Raw genomic sequence first — 11,645 nt, 5'->3', positions numbered from 1 at the left:
TTGGTAGTAGCGCATGACTGTTAATCATGATGTCGTAGGTTCGAGTCCTACTGGCGGAGTATAAATCGAAACGTTCAACTGAGCGTTTTTTTATTTATAAATATAGTGGACTGTTGAAATTTCAAATTTTAATTTTTAAATCTGTAATTACCTCTTTATTTTATTTTTAGTTCGTTTAGCTTTAAATTCTTCTTTTATAGGATTTGAAGCTTTTTTAGTTCCTTTTTTTGTTAGACTAGTGTTACTAATAAGAAAGGGAATTTTTATATGCTTCAGAAATTTTATGATCGAGCATTCGTCTTTTTGAAACTAGTTGAACAAGAATATGCCTCTTTAGGCCAGAGTTGTTCAGAGTGGGAATCACTTCATCTTCGGTTTTTACTATATTACTTAATCCGATTTAAAATTAAAAGTGATAGGGACTTTTCTATATATCACTTTAGAACAGCTTATCGTCTATATCTAGATAAATTACTGCAAGGTGGTACAACTCTTATCTAATAGGAAGCATCTATGTAATAATTACGAACGATGGTTATAGATATATTTTAAAAAATATAGAATTAGCTTATAATCAGAGACTTCTGTATTTAGAAATGAGAGAATTTCCAAATCTTTTCTACTGTTTCTTCTTGATAAAATAGTATTTTTTTCTTATAATAAATTGTAAGATATAATTGCGGGTGAAATTCCTGCCATGTATATGAGAAAGGACGAGCTGCTAGTAGCTCAGACGAATTTTATTATGACTTCAGTTGTTGTTGTAGGTACCCAGTGGGGTGATGAAGGTAAAGGGAAAATTACAGATTTTCTTTCAGCTAATGCAGAAGTGATTGCTCGTTATCAAGGTGGTGATAATGCTGGTCACACAATTGTGATTGATGGCAAGAAATTTAAGTTGCACTTGATTCCGTCAGGTATTTTCTTCCCTGAAAAGATCTCTGTCATCGGGAATGGGATGGTTGTAAATCCTAAATCTCTAATAAAAGAGTTGACTTATCTTCATGAAGAAGGTGTGACAACAGATAACTTGCGTATTTCGGACCGCGCGCATGTCATTTTGCCATATCATATTGAATTAGACCGTCTACAAGAAGAAGCTAAGGGTGACAATAAAATCGGGACTACTATCAAGGGTATTGGTCCAGCCTATATGGATAAAGCTGCTCGTGTTGGAATTCGTATTGCAGATCTTTTGGATAAGGATATTTTCCGTGAACGCTTGGAACGCAATCTTGCGGAAAAGAATCGCCTGTTTGAAAAATTGTATGACAGTACTCCTATTTCAATTGATGATATTTTTGAAGAGTATTATGAGTATGGCCAACAAATCAAGCAGTATGTGACAGATACGTCCGTAATCTTGAATGATGCCCTTGATAATGGAAAACGTGTGCTTTTTGAAGGTGCGCAAGGTGTTATGTTAGATATTGACCAAGGTACTTATCCATTTGTTACTTCGTCAAACCCTGTCGCTGGTGGTGTGACAATCGGGTCTGGTGTTGGTCCAAGTAAGATTGACAAGGTTGTAGGTGTGTGTAAAGCCTATACGAGTCGTGTGGGGGACGGACCTTTCCCAACGGAATTGTTTGATAAAGTGGGAGATCGCATTCGTGAAGTAGGTCATGAATACGGTACAACAACTGGCCGTCCACGTCGTGTGGGTTGGTTTGACTCAGTTGTGATGCGTCACAGCCGCCGTGTATCTGGAATTACCAATCTTTCATTGAACTCTATCGATGTTTTGAGTGGTTTGGATACTGTGAAAATCTGTGTGGCCTATGATCTTGATGGTCAACGTATTGATTACTATCCTGCTAGTCTTGAGCAGTTGAAACGTTGCAAACCTATCTACGAAGAATTGCCAGGTTGGTCAGAAGACATCACTGGAGTCCGTAATTTAGAAGACCTTCCTGAGAATGCACGTAACTATGTTCGTCGTGTAAGCGAGTTGGTTGGTGTTCGTATCTCAACTTTCTCAGTAGGTCCTGGTCGTGAACAAACTAATATTTTAGAAAGTGTTTGGTCATAGGAGATTTTTAAGATTAGTTTAAGACAGGTTGGGTATACTATAGACAGTTACAAGAAGACCTCCTAACTTATTGTAACAAATATCCTAAACTTTTCTTTTTCATAATAATCTCCCTATTAAGTCACCGCATTCGGTGCCTTTTTTTGTGTTGAGAATCATGATATAATAATAAAATCGAAAAGTAGGAAAAGGAAAAATTGATGAATTATACAGTTGAAGAAAAAGAAGCCTTTATGAGAGAGGCTTTGAGAGAGGCTGAGATTGCCTTAGAACACGATGAAATTCCAATTGGTTGTGTGATTGTCAAGGATGGAGAAATCATTGGTAGGGGGCATAATGCGCGCGAGGAGTTGCAACGGGCGGTCATGCATGCAGAAATCATGGCTATAGAGAATGCGAATGTGAGTGAGGAGAGCTGGCGCCTGCTCGATTGTACGCTTTTTGTGACCATTGAGCCTTGTGTCATGTGTAGCGGGGCGATTGGGCTTGCCCGTATTCCAAACGTAGTCTACGGGGCTAAAAATCAGAAATTTGGTGCAGTTGGGAGCTTGTACGATATTTTGACAGATGAGCGTCTCAATCATCGTGTAGAGGTAGAAACGGGAATTTTGGAAGATGACTGTGCAGCGATTATGCAGGACTTTTTCCGAAATCGACGGAAAAAATAATTTCTCTTTAAAAACCGAGGGGAATGTGGTATAATAAATAGTGGAGCAACAGTTCTGCGTGAAGCGGGTCAGGGGAGGAATCCAGCAGCCCTAAGCGAGTGTGAATTGTGTGCTCTTTTTTCGTGCTTTTTTCGAATAAATAAGATAAAATAGCCTAGAATAAATGATTATAGAAAAGAGAAAAATATGAAAATTCGTGGTTTTGAATTGGTTTCGAGTTTTACAGATGAAAATTTGTTACCTAAGCGTGAGACAGCTCACGCGGCTGGTTATGATTTAAAGGTTGCTGTGCGTACGGTTATTGCGCCAGGAGAGATTGTCTTGGTTCCGACAGGTGTTAAGGCCTATATGCAGCCGACAGAAGTGCTCTATCTCTATGACCGTTCATCAAATCCTCGCAAGAAGGGTCTGGTCTTGATCAACTCTGTTGGGGTTATTGATGGAGATTATTATGGAAATCCTGGGAATGAGGGACATATTTTTGCGCAGATGAAGAATATTACAGACCAAGAGGTTATTCTTGAAGTTGGGGAACGTGTGGTTCAGGCTGTCTTTGCTCCTTTCTTAATTGCAGATGGAGACGAGGCAGACGGTGTTCGGACAGGTGGATTTGGATCGACAGGGCACTAAGATGAAGATTATCTTTGTACGTCATGGGGAGCCAGATTACCGTGAGTTAGAGGAACGTTCTTATACAGGTTTTGGGATGGACCTCGCTCCCTTATCTGAGGAAGGAAGACTGCAGGCTCGGAAACTGAGCAAAAATCCTTTACTCCGTTCAGCTGAAATACTCGTGTCTTCTGCAGTAACAAGAGCTTTAGAAACTGCATCTTATGTGGTTCGTGCTACGGGCCTTCCTTTAAGAGTAGAGCCTTTATTGCATGAATGGCAAGTCTATGAAGCAGGGATAGAGAACTTTGAGACAGCTAGATGCCTGTTTTTAGAAAACAAGGGGGAGTTGCTTCCTAATAGTCCTATTACGTATGAGACAGCTGCGGAGATGAAGTCTCGTTTTCTAGAATGCATGGCTAAGTATCGGGAATATGAGACTGTAGTAGTTGTTGCTCATCGAATGCTCATGCGCCAATTTGTACCAGACGAGAAGATTAATTTTTGCCAAGTGATTGAGTGTGAGGTAGAGATTTAGAAAGAGGTTTATTATCGCAAAGAAAAAAGCGACATTTGTATGTCAAAATTGTGAGTACAACTCACCTAAGTATTTAGGACGCTGTCCAAACTGTGGGGCTTGGTCTTCTTTTGTAGAAGAGGTCGAGATTGCAGAGGTCAAGAATGCGCGTGTGTCCTTGGCAGGTGAGAAAACCAAGCCTATGAAACTGGCTGAGGTAACTTCCATCAATGTCAATCGAACCAAGACGGAGATGGAGGAATTCAACCGTGTACTTGGAGGCGGAGTGGTTCCAGGAAGTCTCGTCCTAATTGGGGGAGATCCTGGAATCGGAAAATCAACTCTTCTCCTACAAGTTTCAACCCAGTTATCTCAAGTTGGTACGGTTCTCTATGTCAGTGGGGAGGAATCTGCCCAGCAGATTAAACTCCGTGCAGAGCGCTTGGGGGATATTGATAGCGAGTTTTATCTCTATGCAGAGACCAATATGCAGAGTGTTCGTGCAGAGGTGGAGCGCATCCAACCAGATTTTCTCATCATCGACTCTATCCAGACGATTATGTCTCCTGAGATTTCTGGAGTGCAAGGGTCAGTTTCTCAAGTGCGTGAGGTGACAGCTGAGCTCATGCAGCTGGCCAAGACTAATAACATTGCCATCTTTATCGTAGGGCATGTGACCAAGGAAGGTACTCTGGCTGGTCCTCGTATGTTGGAGCATATGGTAGATACGGTGCTTTACTTTGAAGGGGAACGCCACCATACCTTCCGTATCTTGAGAGCAGTCAAAAACCGTTTTGGTTCCACTAACGAGATTGGCATCTTTGAGATGCAGTCAGGTGGCTTGGTTGAGGTGCTCAATCCGAGTCAAGTTTTCCTAGAAGAGCGTTTGGATGGGGCCACTGGTTCATCAATCGTGGTAACTATGGAAGGGACGCGTCCGATTTTGGCGGAGGTTCAAGCCTTGGTGACACCGACCATGTTTGGAAATGCCAAGCGTACGACGACAGGGCTTGATTTTAATCGTGCGAGTTTGATTATGGCTGTTTTGGAAAAACGTGCAGGGCTTCTCTTGCAAAATCAGGATGCCTATCTCAAATCTGCTGGTGGTGTCAAATTAGATGAGCCTGCTATTGATTTAGCCGTTGCAGTGGCTATTGCCTCTAGTTACAAGGACAAGCCAACCAATCCTCAAGAATGCTTTGTAGGAGAGTTAGGTTTGACTGGAGAGATTCGACGGGTCAATCGTATCGAGCAGCGCATCAATGAAGCTGCGAAGCTTGGATTTACAAAAATTTATGTACCCAAAAATTCTTTGACAGGCATTAAACCACCTCAAGAAATTCAGGTGATAGGAGTGACGACTATCCAGGAAGTTTTGAAAATGGTCTTTGCTTAATCTGTGACAAATCCTCTCAAAAATGATAAGATAGGAGAAATATTTGATTATCAAATTTTTGAGGAGGGAATCGTGTCGTATTTTGAACAGTTTATGCAAGCCAATCAGGCTTATGTTGCCCTACATGGGCAGTTAAATCTGCCACTTAAACCCAAAACCAGAGTAGCGATCGTGACCTGTATGGACTCACGTCTACACGTTGCGCAAGCTCTAGGTTTGGCCCTTGGGGATGCTCATATCTTGCGGAATGCGGGTGGTCGAGTAACTGAGGACATGATTCGTTCACTGGTGATTTCCCAGCAACAAATGGGGACAAGAGAAATCGTGGTGCTTCACCATACCGACTGTGGAGCTCAAACCTTTGAAAATGAAAGTTTTCATGAACATTTGAAACTCGAGCTCGGAGTTGATGTGTCTGGTCAAGACTTTTTACCATTTCAGGATGTTGAAGAGAGCGTGAGAGAGGATATGCAATTGCTTCGAGAATCTCCACTGATTCCTGATGATGTGGTTATTTCAGGTGCTGTCTATGATGTGGATACAGGAAGTATGAGAGAGGTATACTAACTTTGTCTCGAAAAAATCTCATCCTAGCATAAAATCGATTGTTAAAATGTAGGATTTTTAGTTTTAATATAGCTAATATAAAATAGTAAAAAACAAGGGTATAAATGTTTGCTCTTGTTTTATTTTTGATTGAAAAATAAAGGAAAAAGCGCTACAATGGTAGATGGAAAATGTTGTGTAAAAAACAAGTGATACATAAATACCGGAGGAAATCATGTCTTTTTCTGATTTAAAGCTGTTTGCCCTTTCTTCAAATAGAGAATTGGCAGAGCGTGTGGCGCAAGAGATTGGGATAGAGTTGGGGAAATCGACTGTTCGCCAATTTTCAGATGGGGAGATTCAGGTCAACATCGAAGAGTCTATCCGTGGAAAACACGTCTTTATCCTACAATCAACGAGCTCACCTGTAAATGACAATCTGCTCGAAATTTTGATCATGGTAGATGCCTTGAAACGGGCTAGTGCAGAATCTGTCAACGTTGTCATGCCTTACTATGGTTACGCACGTCAGGATAGAAAAGCGAGAGCGCGCGAGCCAATCACTGCAAAACTTGTGGCAAATATGCTAGAAGTGGCTGGCGTGGATCGTTTGTTGACGATTGATTTGCACGCTGCGCAGATTCAGGGATTCTTTGATATTCCTGTGGATCACTTGATGGGCGCTCCATTGATTGCGGACTACTTTGAACGTCGTGGAATGGTTGGGCAAGACTATGTTGTTGTCAGCCCAGACCATGGTGGTGTGACTCGTGCTCGTAAACTAGCAGAGTTTTTGAAAACTCCGATTGCGATTATTGACAAACGCCGTAGTGTAGACAAGATGAATACCAGCGAGGTGATGAACATCATTGGTAAGGTCGAAGGTAAGACTTGTATCTTGATTGACGATATGATCGATACAGCTGGAACTATTTGTCATGCGGCAGATGCTCTTGCTGAAGCAGGTGCTGTTGAAGTTTACGCAAGCTGTACGCACCCAGTTCTTTCGGGGCCAGCTATGGAAAATATCCAAAAATCAGCTATTAAGAAATTGGTTGTTTTGGATACGATCTACCTACCAGAAGAGCGTTTGATTGATAAGATTGAACAAATTTCGATTGCTCATCTCTTAGGAGATGCCATTGTACGTATCCACGAAAAACGTCCTCTTTCTCCATTATTTAGTATCGAGAAAAAAATCTAAACTTTCACTTGAAATAGATCGTTCTCCTAGCAGGTTTCTTTTCTTGCTAGGAGATTTTTTGTAGTCAAAATCTGCAAGCCTTTTCAAAATATGCTATACTGATGGAAAAGGAGGATTTCTATGAGCCAAGAATTTATCAATCCAAGTGATGGTGTGGTACGTCAGTATCTTGCAACTAGTAAAACGTTAGCGGTAGTAGGCTTGTCCGATCGTGAAGAAACAACTAGCAATCGAGTGACTAAGGAAATGCAGGCTCGGGGCTATAAAATCATTCCAGTCAATCCCAAGGCTGCAGGTGGCGAAATCTTGGGAGAAAAGGCCTATGCAAGCCTAGCTGATATTCCTTTTCCTGTCGATATTGTCAATGTTTACCGACGTAGCGAGTTTTTACCAGATGTGGCGCGTGATTTTCTCAAGGCTGATGCCAAGATTTTTTGGGCACAACTAGGTCTAGAAAGTCTAGAAGCGGAAGAAATCTTGCGTGCTGGAGGATGCGACGACATCGTGATGAATCGCTGTATCAAGAGAGAACACACACGCTTAATTCTTGAACAATAAAAGGTAGCCAGTGGGCTACCTTTTGTCTTAGAAAATACCAATCAATGCTTGCATGCCAAGACTGGTGAGGATGATGGCAATCCAGCAAAGGGCTCCGAGAAGAATGGATTTACCGCTGGATTTGATCAATCCAATGAGATTGGTTTTGAGACCGATGGCGCTCATGGCCATGACGATAAGGAATTTGGAGAGTTGTTTAAGAGGGGTAAAGATACTACCGGGCACACCGAGAGAGGTAAGGAGAGTTGTTAAGAGAGAAGCCAAGATAAAGTAAAGGATAAAAAGTGGGAAGACTTTTTTTAGTTGGAAACCCTGACTATTTTTTTGTTGGCGGCTTTGCCAATAGGAGAGAAAGAGCGTGATAGGAATAATGGCGAGGGTGCGCGTGAGTTTAACAATGGTTGCAGACTCAAGGGTATTGGTCTGGTAGAGACTGTCCCATGCGCTGGCTGTGGCCGTTACAGAAGAAGTATCGTTGACTGCGGTTCCTGCAAAGAGGGCGAAGCCTTCGTTGGATAGGTGAAGCCAAGTTCCTAGAGTTGGAAAGATAAGCGCTGCTAAGACATTGAAGAAAAAGATAACGGAAATGGCTTGGGCCACTTCTTTTTCCTTGGCATGGATAACGGGTGCTGTCGCAGCAATGGCAGAACCACCACAGATCGAAGATCCCACTCCAATCAAGGTAGCTAGTTTTGTGTCTAGCGCAAAGAAACGCTGGAAGAGGTAGGCAACAATCAAGGAAATCGAAATAGTGGAGAGGATAACAGGGAGCGAAGATTGCCCAACTGCGAAGACTTGCGAGATATTGAGACCAAAACCGAGCAAAATAACGGCATATTGAAGCAATTTTTTTGAACTAAAGGTCAAGCCGGCATCCAATTGTTTGTAGGCAGAGAGAAAAGGATGGAGGAGCATCCCCACAAAAATCGCAAAGACAGGTGCTCCCACGACAGGAAAGAATCCTCCTAGGTACCAGGATATGAAAGAAATGAGAAGGCAGATCAAGATTCCTGCCCCATTTTTTGATAAAAATGACATATAAACCTCCGAAAATAAGCACTTTTTATTATAAGCTTATCCATCAGAAAAGTAAAATAGAAAACAGAAAGGATTAACTCAAAATGGAATTTTGCGGTCAGGGAGCTTTTGTAGTATAATAGTACTATGTTCTGCAAGTAAGGGGGTATCTATGGACTTAACCAAGCGCTTTAATAAACAATTAGATAAGATTCAAGTGTCCTTGATTCGTCAGTTTGATCAGGCCATTTCAGAGATCCCTGGAGTTCTGCGTTTGACCTTGGGAGAGCCTGACTTTACGACGCCAGATCATGTCAAGGAGGCAGCCAAGCGAGCGATTGACCAGAACCAGTCCTACTATACAGGGATGAGCGGTTTACTGACCTTGCGTCAGGCAGCTAGTGATTTTGTAAAAGAAAAATACCAGTTGGACTACAATCCTGAAAATGAAATCTTGGTTACTATCGGAGCGACAGAGGCTTTATCTGCTACTTTGACAGCTATCTTAGAAGAAGGAGACAGGGTTCTTTTGCCAGCTCCTGCCTATCCAGGCTATGAGCCGATTGTCAACCTAGTTGGGGCAGAGATTGTCGAGATTGATACGACTGAAAATGGTTTTGTCTTGACTCCTGAAATGTTGGAGAAGGCCATTTTGGAGCAGGGAGACAAGCTCAAGGCGGTTATTCTTAACTATCCAGCTAATCCTACAGGAATTACCTATAGTCGGGAGCAGTTGGAAGCCTTGGCAGCTGTTTTACGCAAGTATGAGATTTTTGTTGTCTGTGATGAAGTTTACTCAGAATTGACCTATACAGGCGAAGCCCATGTGTCTCTGGGAACTATGTTGAGAGACCAGGCTATTATTATCAATGGTTTGTCTAAATCGCATGCCATGACAGGTTGGCGTTTAGGTCTGATTTTCGCTCCTGCGGCCTTCACAGCCCAGTTAATCAAGAGTCACCAGTACTTGGTTACTGCCGCAAATACCATGGCTCAACATGCTGCGGTGGAAGCCTTGACGGCTGGTAAAAACGATGCGGAACCGATGAAGAAGGAATACATCCAGCGTCGGGACTATATTATCGAGAAAATGACTGCTCTTGGTTTTGAGATTATCAAACCAGACGGTGCCTTCTATATCTTTGCTAAGATTCCAGCGGGTTACAATCAAGATTCCTTTGCTTTTCTGAAGGATTTTGCCCAGAAGAAGGCTGTTGCCTTTATTCCTGGTGCTGCATTTGGTCAGTATGGAGAAGGCTATGTTCGCCTATCTTATGCAGCTAGCATGGGAACCATCAGAGAAGCTATGAAACGACTTGAGGAGTACATGAGAGAAGTATGATTCAATCGATTACGAGTCAGGGTTTAGTACTTTACAATCGAAACTTTCGAGAGGATGATAAGCTTGTTAAAATCTTTACAGAACAGGCAGGTAAGCGCATGTTTTTTGTGAAGCATGCTGGCCAATCCAAACTAGCTCCAGTTATTCAGCCATTGGTGTTGGCACGATTTCTCTTGCGTATCAATGATGATGGGCTTAGCTACATTGAGGACTATCACGAGGTGATTACCTTTCCCAAGATTAATAGTGATCTCTTTGTCATGGCCTATGCAACCTATGTGGCTGCTCTTGCAGATGCTAGTTTGCAGGATAATCAGCAGGATGCTCCCTTGTTTGCTTTCTTGAGGAAGACTCTGGAGTTGATGGAAGCAGGCTTAGATTATCAGGTTTTGACCAATATTTTTGAAATTCAAATCTTGACTCGATTTGGAATCAGCCTTAATTTTAATGAGTGTGTCTGTTGCCATCGGGTCGGTCAGGCCTTTGACTTTTCTTTTAAATATGGAGCCTGCCTTTGCCCAGAGCATTATCATGAAGATGAGAGACGTTGTCATCTCAACCCCAATATCCCTTATCTGCTCAATCAATTTCAAGCCATTGATTTTGAAACCTTGGAGACCATTTCGCTTAAGGCTGAAATCAAGCAAGAGCTACGCCAATTTATGGATCAACTCTACGAAGAGTACGTTGGGATTCACCTAAAATCAAAGAAATTTATTGATTCCCTAGCCGACTGGGGACAATTACTAAAAGAGGAAGACAAATGAAAAAAATCGCAGTAGATGCTATGGGGGGCGATTATGCACCTCAGGCCATCGTTGAGGGTGTCAATCAAGCCCTAGCTGACTTTTCAGATATTGAGATTCAACTCTACGGAGATGAAAGTAAGATTAAGCAATATCTAACAGCGACAGAGCGCGTCAGCATTATCCATACGGATGAGAAAATCAACTCAGACGATGAGCCGACAAAAGCTATCCGTAAGAAGAAAAATGCCAGCATGGTATTGGCAGCTAAGGCTGTTAAAGAGGGAGAAGCAGACGCTGTCCTCTCTGCTGGTAACACAGGTGCCTTGTTGGCTGCAGGATTCTTCATTGTGGGTCGTATCAAAAATATCGATCGTCCAGGACTCATGTCTACCTTGCCGACCATTGATGGAAAAGGCTTTGACATGCTAGACCTTGGAGCCAATGCGGAAAATACAGCCCATCATCTGCATCAATACGCTGTTTTGGGTTCCTTCTATGCGAAAAATGTTCGTGGGATTTCGAAACCACGTGTTGGTTTGCTCAACAATGGAACAGAAAGCAGCAAGGGAGATCCGCTTCGTAAGGAAACATACGACTTGCTAGTAGCTGATCAAAGTTTGAACTTTGTCGGAAACGTGGAAGCGCGTGATCTGATGAATGGCGTTGCGGATGTTGTCGTAACAGATGGTTTCACGGGAAACGCTGTTCTCAAATCCATTGAAGGGACAGCCATGGGAATTATGGGCTTGCTCAAGACAGCTATTACAGGTGGTGGTCTTCGAGCGAAGCTAGGTGCTCTACTTCTCAAGGATAGTCTTAAGGGGTTGAAGACACAGCTCAACTATTCAGATGTTGGAGGAGCAGTCTTGTTTGGCGTCAAGGCGCCAGTTGTAAAAACTCATGGCTCAAGTGATGCCAAGGCTGTGTACAGTACGATTCGTCAGATTCGTACCATGCTAGAAACAGACGTAGTTGCTCAGACTGCGCGTGAATTTTCAGGAGAATAA

The 11,645-nt window shown here is 42.5% G+C and carries 13 protein-coding genes and 1 other RNA gene; 13 read left to right on the top strand and 1 reads right to left on the bottom strand.

Translation table 11 applies throughout. The features are described from left to right. The first annotated feature begins 267 nt into the window (after positions 1-267). The 10 genes from comW to ADM50_RS00975 all read left to right on the top strand — a co-directional run bounded on the left by comW (position 268) and on the right by ADM50_RS00975 (position 7,530). Entirely contained in the window at positions 268-501 is a 234-nt protein-coding gene (gene comW, locus ADM50_RS09695; protein WP_049484227.1) for a sigma(X)-activator ComW, read from the top strand. Positions 502-745: 244 nt separating this feature from the next. Beyond that, on the top strand, positions 746-2,032 hold the full coding sequence (locus ADM50_RS01010; RefSeq protein ID WP_049484230.1) for an adenylosuccinate synthase: 1,287 nt from the start codon (positions 746-748) through the stop codon (positions 2,030-2,032). A gap of 200 nt (positions 2,033-2,232) precedes the next feature. Beyond that, on the top strand, positions 2,233-2,700 hold the full coding sequence (tadA, locus tag ADM50_RS01005) for a tRNA adenosine(34) deaminase TadA (RefSeq protein ID WP_049484226.1): 468 nt from the start codon (positions 2,233-2,235) through the stop codon (positions 2,698-2,700). Positions 2,701-2,732: 32 nt separating this feature from the next. Continuing rightward, an RNA gene (ffs, locus tag ADM50_RS09240) (signal recognition particle sRNA small type) lies at positions 2,733-2,827 on the top strand. Positions 2,828-2,886: 59 nt separating this feature from the next. Beyond that, entirely contained in the window at positions 2,887-3,330 is a 444-nt protein-coding gene (locus ADM50_RS01000) for a dUTP diphosphatase (protein WP_000701984.1), read from the top strand. Next, positions 3,275-3,847 carry a histidine phosphatase family protein gene (locus tag ADM50_RS00995; protein WP_161801131.1) on the top strand — a complete coding sequence of 191 codons (573 nt, stop codon included), beginning with the start codon at positions 3,275-3,277 and terminating at the stop codon, positions 3,845-3,847. Before ADM50_RS01000 ends, ADM50_RS00995 begins: the two co-directional genes overlap by 56 nt. Before the next feature lie 13 nt (positions 3,848-3,860). Then, positions 3,861-5,222 carry a DNA repair protein RadA gene (radA, locus tag ADM50_RS00990; protein ID WP_080983043.1) on the top strand — a complete coding sequence of 454 codons (1,362 nt, stop codon included), beginning with the start codon at positions 3,861-3,863 and terminating at the stop codon, positions 5,220-5,222. A 72-nt stretch (positions 5,223-5,294) separates the two neighbouring features. Then, complete coding sequence (locus tag ADM50_RS00985; RefSeq protein WP_049484224.1) at positions 5,295-5,789, top strand: beta-class carbonic anhydrase; 495 nt, start codon at positions 5,295-5,297, stop codon at positions 5,787-5,789. A gap of 214 nt (positions 5,790-6,003) precedes the next feature. Next, the gene (locus ADM50_RS00980) at positions 6,004-6,972 is read left to right on the top strand and encodes a ribose-phosphate diphosphokinase (RefSeq protein ID WP_049484223.1); all 969 of its coding nucleotides are present in this window, start codon (positions 6,004-6,006) and stop codon (positions 6,970-6,972) included. 120 nt (positions 6,973-7,092) lie between these two features. Further along, positions 7,093-7,530 carry a CoA-binding protein gene (locus ADM50_RS00975; RefSeq protein WP_049484222.1) on the top strand — a complete coding sequence of 146 codons (438 nt, stop codon included), beginning with the start codon at positions 7,093-7,095 and terminating at the stop codon, positions 7,528-7,530. A gap of 27 nt (positions 7,531-7,557) precedes the next feature. On the opposite strand, the gene ADM50_RS00970 is transcribed toward ADM50_RS00975, so the two are convergent. Beyond that, complete coding sequence (locus tag ADM50_RS00970) at positions 7,558-8,568, bottom strand: YeiH family protein (protein WP_049484221.1); 1,011 nt, start codon at positions 8,566-8,568, stop codon at positions 7,558-7,560. A 151-nt stretch (positions 8,569-8,719) separates the two neighbouring features. Here ADM50_RS00970 and ADM50_RS00965 point away from each other — a divergent pair, with 151 nt between their 5' ends. Genes ADM50_RS00965 through plsX form a run of 3 tightly spaced genes read left to right on the top strand, consistent with a single transcriptional unit; the run spans position 8,720 to position 11,645 of the window. Next, entirely contained in the window at positions 8,720-9,889 is a 1,170-nt protein-coding gene (locus ADM50_RS00965; RefSeq protein ID WP_049484220.1) for a pyridoxal phosphate-dependent aminotransferase, read from the top strand. Continuing rightward, entirely contained in the window at positions 9,886-10,656 is a 771-nt protein-coding gene (recO, locus tag ADM50_RS00960; protein ID WP_049484219.1) for a DNA repair protein RecO, read from the top strand. Before ADM50_RS00965 ends, recO begins: the two co-directional genes overlap by 4 nt. Beyond that, on the top strand, positions 10,653-11,645 hold the full coding sequence (plsX, locus tag ADM50_RS00955) for a phosphate acyltransferase PlsX (RefSeq protein WP_049484218.1): 993 nt from the start codon (positions 10,653-10,655) through the stop codon (positions 11,643-11,645). Before recO ends, plsX begins: the two co-directional genes overlap by 4 nt.

The sequence above is a fragment of the Streptococcus oralis genome, assembly GCF_001075675.1.
Lineage (GTDB): Bacteria > Bacillota > Bacilli > Lactobacillales > Streptococcaceae > Streptococcus > Streptococcus oralis_V.
The sequence above is the reverse complement of the archived record's forward strand: the minus strand, read 5'-3'. Positions and strand labels throughout refer to the sequence as shown.